The organism is Patiriisocius sp. 208BN25-11, assembly GCF_058147145.1.
In genome coordinates, this window is the sequence record NZ_JBYVJY010000002.1 from 428802 (window position 1) to 445476 (window position 16675).

Here is a 16675-nt window from a genome sequence, read left to right on the forward strand (position 1 = left end):
TTTTAATATATTTTAGCTACAACTACTCCTTAATAAAACGGGTTGTTAGGCTTCCACTGGCAGCATTTACTTTTACAATGTAAGTACCTTGTGTAAGAGCACTTACATCTAATATACTACTCTTGTGATCTAAAGGTTGTTCTAATACTAGAGCACCCAACGTAGAATATACAGAAACAGTAGCTCCATCAATATCAAAATTTTGAAGGTTTACTGTTAGTATATCATTTGCAGGTACTGGGAATAAAGAAATTACTTGTGCTTGTACTCCATCAACACCTAATGCAAATTGAACTGTGGTATTCCCTCTGTTTGCTTGTCCGTGGTTTTGAAAATTTGTTGTTGCTCCAACTGCCCATACAATATCTAAACTAGTAGCATTAGGATCAAACGTAAAATCTGTAGCATCACTTCCAGCAAGTGGTCTTGTAGCAGCGAGTGTTCTTACACCACCCGCAGTAGTATTAGATACTATGGTCCAATCTTGTGTATCTGTCACTGGAGGTACACCAACTCCCATAAAGGCTCTATCATTAAATCCTGTACTATCAAAGGTTACCACATCACCACCAGATGTCATGGTTGTAACTCCAAAACCAAGACCCATCCATCGATCTTCGTCTCCTTCCATACCAATAGTAACATTGGTATCATCAATATCAATTTGCACTGTATAACTTCCAGTAACGGCAATTTCTCCAGTACTCACTTGTGCTTGTGTAAAACAGCCTACGAGTAGTGCTGCTAATAAAGTAATTTTTTTCATTGGTACGTGTTTAAAAGTTTAATTAAAGTTTCATTTTGTTTCATTATTGCATAATCTAAAGCTTTGTTACCTCTAAAGTCCTTGCTATGAACATCGGCACCATGTTTTAAAAGTGCTTCGGCAATATCATTTCTCCCAAATAAGGCGGTAAATTGTAGTGCTGTACTTTTATTTTCATCTGAAATATTAGGGTCTGCACCTTCTTTTAGTAACAAATATACAGCTTCCTTATGCCCTTTTACGGTAGCAGCCATAAGTGCAGTTCCGTAAGCACTTACCGCATTAATATCTGCTTTTTTTGAAAGCAAATAAGATATCATATCAGTTTTGTTATAGTACGCCGCAAGCATCAATGGAGTATATCCGTCACTATTTTGACTATTAAACACAGCTACATCTTCAATTGCTAACCCCTCAATAGCTTGTACATCTCCTTTTTTTGCATAGTCGTAGATAGACTGAGAAAAAACAGTAGATATTGAGAGTATAAGAATGATGGTGTATTTATACATAATTATAACAAATATAATGTAAGTTGCAAAAAATAGTTCACCCTTACAGGTGAAAAAAGAAATTTATGTGAGTTTTGACACCCATATGATACTCAGTATGAGACTTTGTATGAGACTTTGTATGAGAAAATTCATTCTTTAATACCACCGAAAAAAAAACCTACGCAAATCATTAGATCTGCATAGGTTCTTAAGTTATGTGAAAACAATCTATTTACTCAAATACATTTTTCTTCTTGAATATAAATCGTAAAACTGATCGTCTTTTAAGCTGTCAATAAACAAGATACTTTCTCCTGTACTTTTCATTTCTGGTCCGAGTTGCTTGTTTACATTCGGAAATTTGTTGAAACTAAATACGGGTTGTTTGATGGCGTATCCTTCTAACTGCGGATTAAAATCAAAGTCTTTTACCTTTTTATCTCCTAGCATTACCTTGGTTGCGTAATTTACATAAGGCTCTCCATACGCTTTTGCAATAAAAGGAACCGTTCGTGAAGCTCTTGGATTAGCTTCAATGATATATACTTTATCATCTTTTATAGCAAATTGAATATTAATCAACCCAACCGTGTTTAAAGCCAAAGCAATTTTCTTGGTATGATCCTTAATTTGTTGCATTACAAACTCTCCTAAGTTAAAGGGTGGTAATGTAGCATTAGAATCTCCCGAGTGAATTCCGCACGGTTCTATATGTTCCATGATACCAATAATGTAAACATCTTCTCCATCGCAAATAGCATCAGCTTCTGCTTCGATGGCTCCATCTAGGTAGTGATCTAACAACAATTTGTTGTTAGGGATTTTCCGAAGTAAATCTACAACATGCTCTTCAAGTTCTTCTTTGTTTATAACAATCTTCATTCCTTGTCCACCAAGAACATAAGAAGGTCTAATTAATAATGGGAAGTCTAATTTATCTGCTAATTGTAAGGCTTCGTCTGTAGTTTCTGCTACACCAAATTCTGGATAAGGAATTCCTAACTCTTTAAGTATGGTAGAGAAACTTCCTCTATCTTCTGCCAAATCTAATGCCTGGAAGCTAGTCCCCAAGATTTTAACACCGTAGCGTTCTAATTTCTCGGCAAGCTTTAAAGCAGTTTGCCCTCCTAATTGTACGATAACCCCTTCTGGTTTTTCGTGACGTATGATATCATAAATATGTTCCCAAAAAACAGGTTCGAAATATAGTTTATCTGCAACATCAAAATCTGTAGAAACGGTTTCTGGATTACAGTTTATCATGATGGTTTCGTAGCCTACTTCAGAAGCAGCTAATACTCCATGCACACAGCAGTAATCAAATTCAATTCCTTGTCCGATACGGTTAGGTCCAGATCCTAGAACAATAATTTTCTTTTTGTCGGTAACAATACTGTCATTTTCAACATGGCTACTTCCATCCGGTAATTCGATACTATTTTCGAAGGTAGAATAATAGTATGGTGTTTGCGCCTGGAATTCTGCCGCACAGGTATCTACTAATTTGTAGACACGTTGAATATCGAGTTCTTCACGCTTTTTGTATACCTGGCTTTCTAGGCATTTCAGCATGTGTGCTATTTGTCTATCACCGTAACCTTTTTGTTTTGCTTCTAACAGCAATTCGCGTGGTAATGTTTCCAAAGTAAAACTAGAAATCTCTTTTTCTAGTAAATATAATTCTTCGTACTGCTTCAAGAACCACATGTCTATTTTTGTAATCTCATGAATACGGCTCAATGGAATTCCCATTTGTATGGCATCGTAAATTACAAACACACGATCCCAACTTGCATTTTTAAGCTTGTCTAGAATTTGTTCGTAGTTGGTATAACTTTTTCCATCTGCCCCTAAACCGTTACGTTTAATTTCTAGGGATTGTGTTGCTTTGTGCAATGCTTCTTGGAAACTACGTCCAATTCCCATTACTTCACCAACTGCCTTCATTTGTAAGCCTAGAGTTCTGTCACTTCCTTCAAATTTATCGAAGTTCCAACGAGGTATTTTAACAATTACATAGTCTAATGTTGGCTCGAATAGAGCTGAAGTTGATTTTGTAATTTGATTGTCAAGTTCATCTAAATGATAGCCAATCGCCAACTTAGAAGCAATTTTTGCAATAGGATATCCTGTTGCTTTAGATGCTAAGGCTGATGAACGTGATACACGTGGGTTGATTTCAATAGCAATAATATCTTCCTGATCATCTGGGCTTACAGCAAACTGTACATTACATCCTCCAGCGAAATCACCAATACTGCGCATCATGTGGATTGCCAAATCACGCATTTTTTGGTATGTTTTATCACTTAAGGTCATTGCTGGCGCCACTGTAATAGAATCTCCAGTGTGAATCCCCATTGGATCCATATTTTCAATCGCACATATAATGACAACATTATCGTTTCTATCACGAAGCAACTCTAATTCATATTCTTTCCAGCCCATCATGGCTTTATCGATCATCACCTCATGTATGGGTGATATCTCAAGACCGTGACGTAACTGTTCATCAAAATCTTCCTCTTTATATACAATCGAAGCTCCTGCTCCACCAAGTGTGTATGACGCTCTAATTACAAGAGGAAAACCAAATTTTTGAGCAATTTCTTTTCCTTCTAAATAAGACGTTGCTGTTTCTTGTGGTGCCATTTCAACACCAATTTTACCCATAAGCACTCTAAACTGCTCTCTATCTTCGGTAACATTAATTGCATCGATATCGACACCAATCATTTCTACTCCAAAATCTTTCCAAATGCCTTTTTCATCGGCCTCTATTGCTAGATTTAAAGCTGTTTGTCCTCCCATAGTAGGAAGCACTGCATCAATTTGCGGGTGGTCTTTTAAAACCTTAACGATTGATTTTGTTGTTAAGGGCAATAAGTAGACATGATCTGCCATCGAGGGATCAGTCATAATAGTTGCTGGATTCGAATTTATTAAAATGGTTTCAATACCATCTTCTCGAAGCGACCTTAGTGCTTGCGATCCAGAGTAATCAAATTCACAGGCTTGACCAATAATAATAGGTCCAGAACCAATAATTAAAATAGATTTAAGTGCAGTGTTTTTTGGCATGATAACAATCTTTTGTTTGCTGTTGTAAAATTACGATTCAATAGGGTATAAAAAAAAGGTGTTGCTTCTAAAAACAACACCTTTTATTTATGACTTATCAACATTTATTTTTTGTGACGAGTTTCTGAAGAAACAGAAATTTTCTTTCTTCCTTTGGCTCTACGAGCCGCCAATACTTTTCTACCGTTTACAGATGCCATACGCTCTCTAAAACCGTGCTTATTTCTTCTCTTTCTTTTTGATGGCTGAAATGTTCTTTTACTCATGGTATATTATATTAATCGTCTTGAAATCTTTTTTACTAAACTTAAAATCCCATACAAGAACATATACTTGTGTAGGCGGGTGCAAAGATACAATCTTTTTTTAAACGTCAAACACCAAAATGTGAAATATTTTTATTTGTTTTTAGTACCTTTGAAGCCCCTTAAAAAAAAGGCTTTATGTTCCACAAAAATTTAAAACTTATTATCGCAGCACTCCTTGTAGGTACTGCTGTTTGGCAATTTACTGAAACAAACATTGGCAATGGTATCATGTATATACTTCTTGCTGCCATCTTTGTTTTTCTGTACTTTAAAAATGAAATTATCTTATTAGCCTTTCTAAGATTGAGAAAACAAGATTTCCCAGGAGCAAAAAAATGGTTAGACAAAATTAAAAACCCAGAGGCTTCTTTGGTCACAAAACAACAAGGGTATTACAATTACCTAAACGGTTTGATGGTATCTCAAACCAATATGAATGAAGCTGAAAAGTATTTCAAAAAAGCTGTAAGCCTTGGTTTAAGCATGGACACAGATATGGCCATGGCAAAATTAAATTTGGCAGGAATTGCAATGTCTAAAAACAGAAAACGTGAAGCAGAAACCTTATTGGCAGATGCTAAAAAATTAGACAAGCATAATATGATGGGAGACCAAATAAAAATGATGAAACAACAAATGAAACGTGCTGGTCAACCCAAACAACAATACGGTGGTGGACGTCAAGTGCGTGGTGGAAGGCGTTAATTCCTAGTGATCTCATAGGCGCATTGTCTGTATTGTCTTACAAAAAACTGCTTTTCAACGAATATTTAATGCTATTCGTCTAAAAATCAATCACTCACACAATAAAGTTATCTAACTTTGCAGGAACCAACTATAACCTGCGTATGAGTAGAAAACTACTATTCCTATTTTTTATTCTTTCCTCTTCAGTATACGCACAAGACTTTGTGAGTGGAAACCTTTTATCCCAAAACATTGGAAATAATATAAAACAGTATCGAGAAAATTCACAACGCGCTTATGCTGATAAAGATTTTGAGCGCGCAGAACAACTATTTGATTCTTTAATCAATAATGTTGTAAACGGAAGTATCTTAGACAACTTCAAAGTTCGAAAACTTTCTGGCAGAACCATTGAGTTTCATGAATTTGAAAAACCCGTCTTTTTAATGACCTATGCTTCTTGGTGTACCCCTGGTGTTGGTGAAATACCTGCCCTAAATGAAATTGCGAATGAACATTATAAAGATGTAGATTTTGTAGTGTTATACTGGGACAGCAAAAAGAAAGTACGTAAGATTGCTAAGGAGTACAGTAGTAAGATCAAAGTTGTTTATGTAGACGAGTTAGAATACACAAATAACACTATTATAGAAACACTCAAGCATACTTTAGGCTTCCCAACATCATTCTTTGTTGATGCAAACAAAAAAATATTAGATGTTCGAAGAGGTGTCTTACATCCTTATAATGAAAAATATACTGTTTCGTATGAACTCAATTATACTTCTTTTCTAAATGGCATTTCGCTATTAAAAACAATTTCTAAAGAAGGAGAAGGATTTGTTGTTGAAAAACCATAAACTCAAATAAATACTTCATAAAAAAAGGTCTTTCGCTTGAAAGACCTTTTTTTATAGAATATTTTGAAATGTCTTTTATTTCGAGAAGAACATTTTAACTGCTGCTATTATTAAAATAACAGCAAAACTTTTCTTTAGAATATTTTGTGGAATGGACACAGCAAATTTAGAACCTATAAAACCACCCACAACAAAAAAAGCTGCGATAATAATTCCGTATTTCCAATTAAAGGCTTGCTCTCCTCCTACCGGATTAACATAATAGGTGTATGCCGCCAAAAATGTTACAGGTACTGCCAAAACAGCTAAACTTAACCCTTGTGCTTGATGCTGACTGTAGCCTAAAAACAAAATCATTAAAGGTACCATTACGACACCGCCGCCAACACCCATAAAGCCACTTAATATTCCTGCCAAAAGACCAATAAGTACTAACGAAAAAATAAGAGTAATATTCATATGTGTTTTTTATTCAGTAACGTAATATCCTGGCTCAGGTATTTCTATTGTATATTCTTTCCCAGATGCGTTTTTTAAATAGGTGTCTCGTAACCAAGGATTGTGAATTTTTAAAATTTTGTAGTTAATCCCCTGCTCTTTTGCAAACTTAGCTAAATCCTCGATAGGGGTATTCACTACCATTCCTCTAGTAGGAATAGGATGATACTTGTCTTTATGATCTACATAAAATCCGTATTTCTCTGGATTTGTTAAAATCTCTTTAAATGCCAAAATTCTAAATACATAACGACTTGTTTCACTATTGAGCAATAGGCTGTAGTACCCTTTAGCATCTTGTCGTTTAAGTTGTTTGTTAATACCCGCATTTCCAGCATTGTATGCTGCTGCCGCTGTAGTCCAGCTTCCAAATCGTTCTTTCGATTTTTTTAAATAAGATGCAGCTACTTTGGTTGCTAGTTCTAAATTATAACGCTCATCTACGTAGTCATTAATCTCTAAGCCGTATTCTTTTCCTGTGCCTTTCATAAACTGCCAAAACCCAGAAGCTCCAGCATGAGATCTTACATTATCCAAACCGCTTTCTGCAACGGCTAAATACTTAAAATCTTCTGGCAGACCATGCTTTTCTAATAAAGGTTCTATTTGAGGAAAAAAGCGATTTGCCTTCTTTATCATGAGCAGCATGTTAGACTGCCAATAGGTATTTACGTGAATCTCTCTGTCTAAACGCTCTCGTACGTCTGTATCTTGCAGTGGTACTTCTTCTCCAGCAAAAGTCATATAGCCAGGGATGGTCAATGCTTTAACTTTCATATCGTTTACAGCTGCAGGTGCAGCCGGCGTTGAAACTTGAACGCTCTCTTTTGCGGCATTGGGCGACTGTGTGGCTTGAATAAATAACCAGCAAATAGTAACCGCAATGCTAGCCAAGCCAATTTTTGAAAGTAGTCTCATATCTAAAAATTTCAATAAAGATAACCAATATCTACGGCAGAAATACAGGAAAATGAATTATTTATCTGCTATGATATCAACAAGCTTTTGAGTTATAAGAGACCCTTTATTTAACAACATAATGTGTGTGCCTCCCGCTATAACAATGGCATCTTTGATGTTTTCTATCGGAAATATTAAATCATCATCCCCATGAATATGAAACACATCTTGCGACGGGACATCGCGTTTCCAGCAGACCATATTTTTGATAGCCCAATCTAAATAGCGCTTGTCTCTTACATGCAAAAAGTCTTGATACAGCTTTAGTCTCTTTTTTGATTTCGGACCAATCGCAAATTTGGTGAGGTCTTTAGACTGGAGTAGCAAGCCCGTAGGAACCATTATATACGCTCTTGTTTTCCGAGCTACTTTTAAACGATTTGGCAACTCATGTTTCGATTTTACACTCGAAATAATAATCAATTTCTTCAAATCAAGAAATGCAGCCATCTCCTGTACCATAACACCTCCAAAAGAAACTCCCACCAATACTGCATCCTTTTCTGTAACAAAAGATGCCATTCGCGCTGCATATTGTGCTATAGACTCCCCTTTTTCAGGAATCAACCAGGATATCACATGCATGGTATACTCTGATTCTGGTAAACGAATGTTTTTGAAAATCTCTTTATCTGCTGCCAATCCGGGCACAAAATATATGTGAGTAGTCGTTTTATTCATGGGTTTAAGGCTACAATTAGTGGTAAACACGTAGCTTTTTTGTAAATTTACATAATATGCTACTGGATACTATTATTTGGTTTGATTTATTAGTGAAAAAGCAGTTAAGTAAAAACTATTAGTAGATTGTATATTTTAATGACTATTTCGACTCGGTCATGTACCACTTAAAACAAAAGTACAAACTCCTCCAATACATATAAACAACCAAAACATCAATATAGTTATGATAGAAGATGTAGAAATCACCGACAACGAATTTTTACGCCAATTTGAACTCGAAATTGGTGATACCATGGCTCGCATTGAATATGCGCTTCAAGACCGTAAAATTTTTCTAACCAAATACGAAATGCCCGAAGACTTAGAAGATCAGGGTTTTAGAGACATTTTTATTAGAGCCGTTTTTGACGAAGTACGAGAACGTGGCATTAGCGTGATGCCTACCAGTCCGGAAATAGTAGGATTTTTACGTAAAAACAGACGTAAGTATAGAGATTTATTACCTGTTGGAATTAATATTTAGTAGCGAGTTTATTAATTTGAAGATTTTTCAATGTGCCAATTTAAAAAATGTAATAATTAAAAAATATTACTTACTACAAGCGTAACGTTCTAACAACTACCACTTATTCCAAACGCGCTTTTCCCCTCCCGAAGCTTCGGGGCTAAAGGGTGAGCGCTTTTATGAAAGTCAAAATGTAAAAGTTTAAAATACGACCAAAGACAAACGAGAAATAACTACCACCTAAAAGCGAAGCGTCCTAAAACCTACCACCTTTTTTTACCAAAGACAAACGACTAAAGACCAAAGACTACCACCCACAAGCGAAGCGTCCTACCAACTACCACCTATTCCCCAACAAATTCAAACCGCACCAAGCCATCTTCATCAATCTTTGTTAGTGTCACCTCATGTAAGGTATTTACCAATGCTGGGTTCCAGGGATGTTTTACTTTCACGTAGTTTTGTGTAAAACCATGAATATAACCTTCTTTGTTTTCACCTTCAAATAAAACGGTACCGGTATTCCCTAACTGACTTTCATAAAAGGCGCGACGCTTTTTTGCAGATAAGCCGCGTAACATTTTACTTCGTTTTGCACGCACTTTTTTAGGCACAACGCCCTCCATAGTTGCCGCTGGCGTATTCTCTCTTTCTGAATATGTGAATACATGCAGGTAAGAAATATCGAGTTCATTTAGAAAATTATAGGTCTCCAAGAATAATGCATCCGTTTCTCCAGGAAAACCAACAATAACATCAACACCAATACAGGCGTCTGGCATGGTTTCTTTTATTCTGCTAACACGATCTATGTACAAATCGGTCATGTAGCGTCTACGCATTAACTTTAAGAGTACATCACTCCCACTTTGCAATGGTATATGAAAATGCGGCACAAAGGTCTTAGACTGCGCTACAAAATCGATGGTTTCATTTTTTAGTAAATTGGGTTCTATCGATGAAATCCTCAAACGATGTATCCCCTCAACATCATCTAAGGCCTGACATAATTCAAAAAAGGTATGTTCATGCTTTTTATTGCCAAACTCTCCTTTTCCATAATCGCCAATGTTAACCCCTGTGAGTACAATTTCCTTTATACCTTTGGCGGAAATTTCCGCAGCATTCTGCAACACATTTTCTAAGGTATCGCTTCTAGAAATGCCTCTTGCCAACGGAATGGTACAATAGGTACATTTATAATCACAGCCATCTTGCACCTTTAAAAATGCACGGGTACGATCGCCAATTGCATAAGAACCCACATAGAAATCTGCATCGTCAATTTCGCACGAATGAATCTCTGCGCCATCTGCAGCCCTACGTTCTGGGTTCGCCAACAAATCATTGATGTACGAAGTAATGTTAAACTTTTCTGTAGCGCCTAACACCAAATCTACCCCAGCTACGTCTGCTAGTTCTTCTGGCTTTAATTGTGCATAACAACCAATTGCAGCCACAAAAGCCTTCGGATTTACTTTCTGGGCTTGCTTTACGATGCTCTTAAAACGCTTGTCAGCATTTTCGGTAACACTACAGGTATTGATCACATAAATATCGGCCACCTCACTAAAGTCGACACGCTCAAAACCTTCTTTGGTAAAATCGCGCGCAATGGTAGAAGTTTCACTAAAATTTAACTTACAACCCAGGGTATAAAATGCGACTTTGTTTTGTGTATTCATGTGTAATAAATCTGGCTGCAAAGATACTAGATTTTTGCTCCTATAAAACCTAGTACTATTTTTAAAAAATCGATATTTTTCACTTCGGAAATTTTAAATTTATAAAAATATTTTTGGGCACCCATCGACAGCAAATGACCGACATCGCAACAATAATGGTCAATAGCAAGAAAATTGAATTGTAACATTTCCGAAGATACTTACGTATCATTACAAAATAACAGTGAGTAGTGAGCGGTGAATAGTGACTCGCTTTTACACTATTTTTAAGACCTAAAACTAATATATCCTGCCTATGAAATACACTGGAATTACAACCAAGAACGGAAAAACGTTTGTTCGCAATCGCGAGTCCATCATTGAAAACTATGATCCTAGAGAAAGTAAGTTCAAAGAATTTACCGATCACAAAGAAATGAAAACTTGGGAGTATGCAGAATTTCAAAAAGAGCAGTTCCAAGAAATAAAAAAACGCAAAAGAAGGTTTTGGAAATTGTTAATCATCTCTGTAGTACTTGCTATTATTATCATCTCACTCGTACCCACCATCACAGATTGGTTGTATAGATTTCAACAGTCTAGTTATGATTTGTATCGCTAAGGGTATTTAAAAAGGAGTTAAGAGATTGAATTATTGAGTTACTAAGGGACAAGAGGCAAAGGAGCAAAGTTGCAAAGGGTCAAAGTCTAATTAAAAATGACCGCTTTGCTGATAGAAGTGAGACCATTCGTTTCTCTCATTGAAAGAAGAAAGACTAAAATTTACAACAAAACGTCCTACCAACTACTAACGGCCAAAGACAAACGACTAAAGACTAATTAAAACCTACGCCACTCTTTGCTAATCTCAAAGACTTCGTTTAAAATGGCTTCTTCTTGCGCGTCAAATTCAATGCCGCGCCTTGCCATCACTACTTTGGCTACTTCAAATGCTTTCTTGGTATTGTACGTTTCCATGCCTGCAGCGCCACCCCAGGAGAAACTAGGAATGAAATTACGTGGATAGCCACCTCCAAAGATGTTTGCACTTACACCTATAACAGTTCCAGTATTAAACATGGTGTTAATACCGCATTTGCTATGATCTCCCATCATCAAGCCACAAAACTGAGTGCCCGTTTTTGAAAAGCGACCACTATCATAATCCCATAAGCGGACCTCAGCGTAGTTGTTTTTTAAATTTGATGTGTTGGTGTCTGCACCTAAATTACACCACTCTCCAAGCACCGAATTGCCCATATAGCCATCATGACCCTTATTTGAGTAACCCATCATTACAGAATTACCTACCTCACCTCCTACTTTGCAATGAGGACCAATAGTAGTACCACCATAGATTTTTGCTGCCATTTTCACGGTAGCATGCTCACATAAGGCAAAAGGTCCGCGAATCATAGAACCTTCCATGATTTCGGCATCTTTACCAATGTAAATAGGTCCGTCTTTGGCATTTAAAGAACATAAGGGAAGTTCAGCGCCCTCTTCTATAAAAATACGTTCTGGATAAAAGGCTACGGTTGTTTCTGGAATGGGTTGCGAATCTCTATCCTTTGTCAGGAGATCAAAATCTCTTTGAATTGCCTCGTGATTCTTTTGAAAAATATCCCAAGTATGTTCCACTCGCAATACATCATCGTAACTGTACTCGATTACATCAAAGCTATCGAAGTCGATTTCTTGCTCTTCTGTACTATAGAATGCTAAAGGTTCATCGCCATAAAAGATGGCTTGATTTTCAGTTAATCCCTTTATCAATTGCACTAAATTTTCCGACGGACAAAAAGAAGCATTGATCAACACATTGTGCTCCAGCTCTACCATTGGGTATTTGTCTGCTAGGTAATCTTCGGTCACTGTTGTGGTGGTAAACCCTAACAACTTTTCCCATTTTTCACGAATGGTTAAAATACCGATACGAATATCTGCTACCGGACGTGTAAACGTAAAAGGCAATAACTGGTTGCGCACGGCGCCGTCAAAAAGGATGTAGTTCATATCTCAGTGTTCAGTGTTCAGTGTTCAGTGTTCAGTGTTCAGTGTTCAAAAATAATAAGAAAATAAGGTATGGACGTAGTTTAGATGAATTAATCTAGAGTATGGAGCATGGAGTATGGAGTATGGAGTATGGAGTATGGAGTATGGAGTATGGAGTATGGAGTATGGAGTATGGAGTAAATTTAAAAAACTTAAATGAATATCAATTACTCATTAATTATTTTGACGAATCACGAATCACAATTCACAATTCACCATTCACCATTCACCATTCACTAAAAGAAATAAAAAAAGCCCTCGATTTCTCGAAGGCTTCTGTATGGTATATCAAAAAGATTACTCGCTATCCTTTGCAGGTGCAGCAGCTGGTTTTTTGAATTTTGCGTATTTGTTTTTGAACTTGTCAATACGTCCTGCAGTATCGATAAGTTTAGACTTACCAGTGTAGAACGGGTGCGATGTTCTTGAGATTTCCATTTTTACCACTGGATACTCAACACCATCAACTTCGATAGTTTCTTTTGTATTTGCAGTAGACTTTGTTAAAAATACATCGTCGTTTGACATGTCTTTAAATGCTACTAATCTATAATTCTCAGGGTGGATACCTTTTTTCATCTTAATTCACTTTATTTAATAGGCTTCCTGACCTTTCAGGAAATGCGTTTGCAAAAATAAATATATTTAAAGAATCTACAACACCTTTTTTAATTTTTTTTGAGTGTTTTTTAGCGCATTCATTCCCTCTATATTATAGACTTGAAAAAACGCTCTTATTCCTAATGATTTTCAGCAAAAAACTTAAACTGATCCATCCATTTCTGGCTCTGTGTTTTGAACTGTATATTCAAATTCGATTTCGATTTCAAAACCCTCACCCCCAGCCCCTCTCCCACTGAGAGGGGAGCTATTTGTTTTTGTTACATAAATAACTACTATTTTTTTACCCTTGATTTTCAGCAAAAAGCTTAAACTGATCCATCCATTTCTGGCTCTGCGCTTTAAACTTCTCTGGAAACAATTTGGCAAGTGCCTTCATCATGAGTCCATTAAATTGGGTGTACTCGACTTCAGAACTAAACTGGGTGGTATTTTCATCGATCGCAACAAAACGGGTGGTTTGCGTGTTGGTCATGTGTATGTGCTCATAGCGCGCTACTTTTTCATGAGGTAAATTGGCCACTAAAACGGTTTCTAACAATTCTAGTTTCTGTTTGCCGGTAAAGTAAATCTTTGCGGTGGCCCCCTGAGTATTGGGCGCACCCGATAGGTGCTCTACCTTATCGAAGCCGTCCTGCCACTCATGGAGAGTTGCTTCGTTTTCCCAAAGGGCTGCTGCTTTTTCAATAGGTAAGGCTATGTTGCAGGTGCAGGTATATTTCATGAAAATTCAATTTTAAAACTTAGTAGTAAAAGCTATATTTTAATAATTTTCTTTGTGTGTACCCTATTACCTATCGTAACTACAACAAAATAGATTCCGCTAGGAAGATCTCTGACCGCCATGCTTGATGACTTTGATTCTTTTAGTAGTTTTCCTTCTGAAGAATAAAGTAGCAAGCTAATCACTGGGGAACTTGAGCGTATGTGTATTACATCACTTGTTGGGTTTGGATAGATCTCAATAGTATTCAATGCATTTGATGCTATCCCTAAACTCGCACAGTCTTCACTGTATACAGCTGGTGTGTTTTCTAAGACCCAATCTGCCGCATTTGCCACGGCTACATCATCAACATCAATACACAACAATGATGGATTGTCCTGTATGTACATCACAAGGTTTTTATTATTTCCATTTTTTATCGACAAACTTGTTAATTGATTATCGGTACACACAAAATCATTGAGATTCACATTTTGAGATAGATCTAATTCGGTAAGTAGGTTCCCTCCCACAACAAGAATTTCCAAGGCTGGGTTTTGCGTAAGATCTAGGCTCGTAAAAGGGTTATTGTAGGTATAGAGAAATTTTAGGTTTGGGTTTTGAGTAACATCAAGATCCGTGATTTGATTTATAGTAGACGTTCCATTGTTGGCTCCTCCACAGGCTAGATCTTCAAGCAAAGGATTGTTAGTAACATCTAAGGTGGTAAACACATTTCCATAGCAATGAAACCCTTTTAAATTAGGATTTTGCGTAACATCTACAGAAGGTAGGTCGTTATTAAAACAGAAAAGTTCTTCTAAACTTTCCGAAGCAGGCACAACTAAATTTGTTAGAAATGCATTGTTGTATACATACAAACGAACAAGGTTGGTATTTTGAGAAACATCTAAGGTAGCAATCCCATTATTCACCACAAACAAAGTCTCTATGTTTGTAAAACTAGTGATACCCTCCATCGATGCAATATTGGCGGAGGAGTACAAAAATAAGTTAGACACCGCTTCGGCTTCACTAACTTGAATTTCTCCATCATTATTTAAATCAGCATCGATATCTCCAATATCATCACCATTGGTATCTATACAATTGGTGCTGGTGAGCGCAAACTTAAAATTTGCATCAGGTATGTCTACAATCTGCGAAAGCCCAAAATAAGAACTTCCAAGTAGTAGATAGAAGAGGTAGCATTTTTTCATAGTATTGTTTATGAGACTCCTACAAAAATAAACAAATACAATAGGATACTACTTACATTGCCTCACCAAAGGTAAGTAAGTTACTATCTGGATCTAGTAAAGCAAATTCTTTTTGCCCCCAAGGCTTGGTTTGTAAGGGTCCGTTGGGATGGATTTTAGTGTTGTTGTCTAGTAAAGATTGGTACAAAGCCTCTATAGCATTGGTTCTAATATACACCTGACCGTAATTTTCTTTAACATCTAATGCCTTGAACTCAAAAAAATGCAGTTGTATGTCATCGCGTTCCAGCATTAAATAGCCATGATAGTCTGTGGTACCTAGCATTTTAAAACCAAGTTGATCGATATAATAAGCCTTTGTGACCTCCTTGTCACGCATGGGCAGTTTTGGATGGATGGCTGTGAGCATTTGGCTTGAATGAGTCTTTGGTTGTTTTAAAGACTAATATAGTTGAAATTTTGTGACTTATTGGGTTGTTGAGTTTTTTTCAGAACAATAAATAAACTAAGTATTGGAAGGTTTACTTTGTTAGGCACAGTTATTATTTATTTTTTAAAATATGTACTATGGTTACTGGTTATGATTTCTTTTACGTTGTTGAAATCTGTGTATTCAGAAATGATTTTAATATTTTCGTTTATTCCATCTAATTCTCTTACAAGAAAAGGTAAAATATTCCTGTTCTTGCATATAATTATTATATTATCTCTATCCCTAATAGCATAACCTAATTCGACTAGTGCACTAGAGGCAACTCTTTCAGGATAATAAAATAAAAAGTTTTTACAATTTTCTATTGCTTTAAAGTCTTCTCTAGCGGCTACTTGTGGCGGCTGATAATCCTGTTCTGTTTCGAAATAATCGCTTGCATTAAAAATTGGATTATAACCTAGGTTTGATAATATTTCTTGAAGTTCCTTTACTTCATTTTGAGAGGTTATTCTTGAAGTTTTTGACTTACTTCCTGCTATGGCATATGATAGAAATATATTCCAACTGGTATTATTAGATTTAGCTCCATTTAACCAAAGGCTTTTGTTTTTAGTACCATCATATATATAATAGATAAATAACAATATTAATGACAAAATAAATGGTAATATTCTAAAATATTTAAGTTCATCAGAAAGAGCATATGTTGTTAGTACACCTTTATTTAAGCCAATTAACTTTCCGTAATAAATTCCTACAATAATTATTCCCACCGAAGCTGTTACATTAAAAAAATTAACCTTTAAATTTTTAATAGATTTAACTAGTAAAGTCGTAAGAATAGAAAATGTTATGAGCAAAAAACTTCCATTATTTATAAATTGTTTGAATGATAAATTTTCAAGAAAAAGCATATCACCATAAAAAATATTTACAAAAAATAAAGAGAACCAAATTCCAAAAGTAGTCCCTAGGATTACAACTAATGTTTTTCCAAATGATTTGAGAATTACTTTTCTATTTTTTTTCTTTAAAATAGTGTTTTCCATAATATTTTTTTGATTGTCCGTAATTTATCATAATCCTGTAATGCCTGCTATTACTATTCTATCGAACAAACGCTCTCCAAAATA

The 16675-nt window shown here is 36.0% G+C and carries 19 protein-coding genes; 5 read left to right on the forward strand and 14 right to left on the reverse strand.

What is annotated here, in order from left to right:
* Window positions 1–22 precede the first annotated feature (22 nt).
* The 4 genes from ACY2RS_RS04810 to rpmH form a co-directional block, all read right to left on the reverse strand.
* Entirely contained in the window at window positions 23–766 is a 744-nt protein-coding gene (locus tag ACY2RS_RS04810; protein WP_490097480.1) for a T9SS type A sorting domain-containing protein, read from the reverse strand.
* Window positions 763–1278, reverse strand: a complete 516-nt coding sequence (locus ACY2RS_RS04815) for an ankyrin repeat domain-containing protein (protein WP_490097481.1) — start codon at window positions 1276–1278, stop codon at window positions 763–765. The genes ACY2RS_RS04810 and ACY2RS_RS04815 overlap by 4 nt, the downstream gene beginning before the upstream one ends.
* Window positions 1279–1488: 210 nt before the next feature.
* On the reverse strand, window positions 1489–4341 hold the full coding sequence (gene carB / locus ACY2RS_RS04820; RefSeq protein WP_490097482.1) for a carbamoyl-phosphate synthase large subunit: 2853 nt from the start codon (window positions 4339–4341) through the stop codon (window positions 1489–1491).
* A gap of 104 nt (window positions 4342–4445) precedes the next feature.
* The gene (gene rpmH, locus ACY2RS_RS04825) at window positions 4446–4607 is read right to left on the reverse strand and encodes a 50S ribosomal protein L34 (protein WP_082830860.1); all 162 of its coding nucleotides are present in this window, start codon (window positions 4605–4607) and stop codon (window positions 4446–4448) included.
* Between the two features lie 177 nt (window positions 4608–4784).
* Between rpmH and ACY2RS_RS04830 the strand changes: the two genes are divergently transcribed.
* Window positions 4785–5354 carry a DUF2892 domain-containing protein gene (locus tag ACY2RS_RS04830; protein WP_490097483.1) on the forward strand — a complete coding sequence of 190 codons (570 nt, stop codon included), beginning with the start codon at window positions 4785–4787 and terminating at the stop codon, window positions 5352–5354.
* A 143-nt stretch (window positions 5355–5497) separates the two neighbouring features.
* The gene (locus tag ACY2RS_RS04835) at window positions 5498–6196 is read left to right on the forward strand and encodes a TlpA family protein disulfide reductase (protein WP_490097484.1); all 699 of its coding nucleotides are present in this window, start codon (window positions 5498–5500) and stop codon (window positions 6194–6196) included.
* 75 nt (window positions 6197–6271) lie between these two features.
* On the opposite strand, the gene ACY2RS_RS04840 is transcribed toward ACY2RS_RS04835, so the two are convergent.
* From ACY2RS_RS04840 to ACY2RS_RS04850, 3 genes are read right to left on the reverse strand one after another with little or no spacing between them, the layout of a single operon-like run.
* A complete protein-coding gene (locus tag ACY2RS_RS04840; RefSeq protein WP_490097485.1) occupies window positions 6272–6655 on the reverse strand; it encodes a TSUP family transporter in 384 nt (127 codons plus the stop codon).
* A gap of 9 nt (window positions 6656–6664) precedes the next feature.
* Window positions 6665–7612, reverse strand: coding sequence for a lytic transglycosylase domain-containing protein (locus ACY2RS_RS04845; protein WP_490097486.1), 948 nt, complete (start codon window positions 7610–7612; stop codon window positions 6665–6667).
* Window positions 7613–7669: 57 nt separating this feature from the next.
* On the reverse strand, window positions 7670–8335 hold the full coding sequence (locus ACY2RS_RS04850; RefSeq protein WP_490097487.1) for an alpha/beta fold hydrolase: 666 nt from the start codon (window positions 8333–8335) through the stop codon (window positions 7670–7672).
* Window positions 8336–8561: 226 nt separating this feature from the next.
* Here ACY2RS_RS04850 and ACY2RS_RS04855 point away from each other — a divergent pair, with 226 nt between their 5' ends.
* A complete protein-coding gene (locus tag ACY2RS_RS04855) occupies window positions 8562–8861 on the forward strand; it encodes a GNAT family N-acetyltransferase (RefSeq protein WP_490097488.1) in 300 nt (99 codons plus the stop codon).
* 326 nt (window positions 8862–9187) lie between these two features.
* Here ACY2RS_RS04855 and mtaB read toward each other — a convergent pair whose 3' ends face one another.
* A complete protein-coding gene (gene mtaB / locus ACY2RS_RS04860) occupies window positions 9188–10528 on the reverse strand; it encodes a tRNA (N(6)-L-threonylcarbamoyladenosine(37)-C(2))-methylthiotransferase MtaB (RefSeq protein ID WP_490097489.1) in 1341 nt (446 codons plus the stop codon).
* A gap of 295 nt (window positions 10529–10823) precedes the next feature.
* On the opposite strand from mtaB, the gene ACY2RS_RS04865 reads away from it, so the two are divergent.
* Complete coding sequence (locus ACY2RS_RS04865; protein WP_490097490.1) at window positions 10824–11129, forward strand: hypothetical protein; 306 nt, start codon at window positions 10824–10826, stop codon at window positions 11127–11129.
* A 218-nt stretch (window positions 11130–11347) separates the two neighbouring features.
* On the opposite strand, the gene ACY2RS_RS04870 is transcribed toward ACY2RS_RS04865, so the two are convergent.
* Entirely contained in the window at window positions 11348–12523 is a 1176-nt protein-coding gene (locus ACY2RS_RS04870; protein WP_490097491.1) for a GlmU family protein, read from the reverse strand.
* Between the two features lie 101 nt (window positions 12524–12624).
* On the opposite strand from ACY2RS_RS04870, the gene ACY2RS_RS04875 reads away from it, so the two are divergent.
* Window positions 12625–12900 (forward strand): hypothetical protein, encoded by a 276-nt coding sequence (locus ACY2RS_RS04875; RefSeq protein ID WP_490097492.1) that lies wholly within the window; start codon window positions 12625–12627, stop codon window positions 12898–12900.
* On the opposite strand, the gene ACY2RS_RS04880 is transcribed toward ACY2RS_RS04875, so the two are convergent.
* From ACY2RS_RS04880 to ACY2RS_RS04900, 5 genes are all read right to left on the reverse strand, one after another.
* Entirely contained in the window at window positions 12860–13141 is a 282-nt protein-coding gene (locus ACY2RS_RS04880; protein ID WP_490097493.1) for a type B 50S ribosomal protein L31, read from the reverse strand. The genes ACY2RS_RS04875 and ACY2RS_RS04880 overlap by 41 nt on opposite strands.
* A 325-nt stretch (window positions 13142–13466) precedes the next feature.
* On the reverse strand, window positions 13467–13907 hold the full coding sequence (locus tag ACY2RS_RS04885; protein WP_490097494.1) for an SRPBCC family protein: 441 nt from the start codon (window positions 13905–13907) through the stop codon (window positions 13467–13469).
* 32 nt (window positions 13908–13939) lie between these two features.
* Window positions 13940–15109, reverse strand: coding sequence for a T9SS type A sorting domain-containing protein (locus ACY2RS_RS04890; protein WP_490097495.1), 1170 nt, complete (start codon window positions 15107–15109; stop codon window positions 13940–13942).
* Between the two features lie 52 nt (window positions 15110–15161).
* Entirely contained in the window at window positions 15162–15518 is a 357-nt protein-coding gene (locus ACY2RS_RS04895) for a bleomycin resistance protein (RefSeq protein WP_490097496.1), read from the reverse strand.
* 137 nt (window positions 15519–15655) lie between these two features.
* A complete protein-coding gene (locus ACY2RS_RS04900) occupies window positions 15656–16591 on the reverse strand; it encodes a hypothetical protein (protein WP_490097497.1) in 936 nt (311 codons plus the stop codon).
* Window positions 16592–16675: the final 84 nt, after the last annotated feature.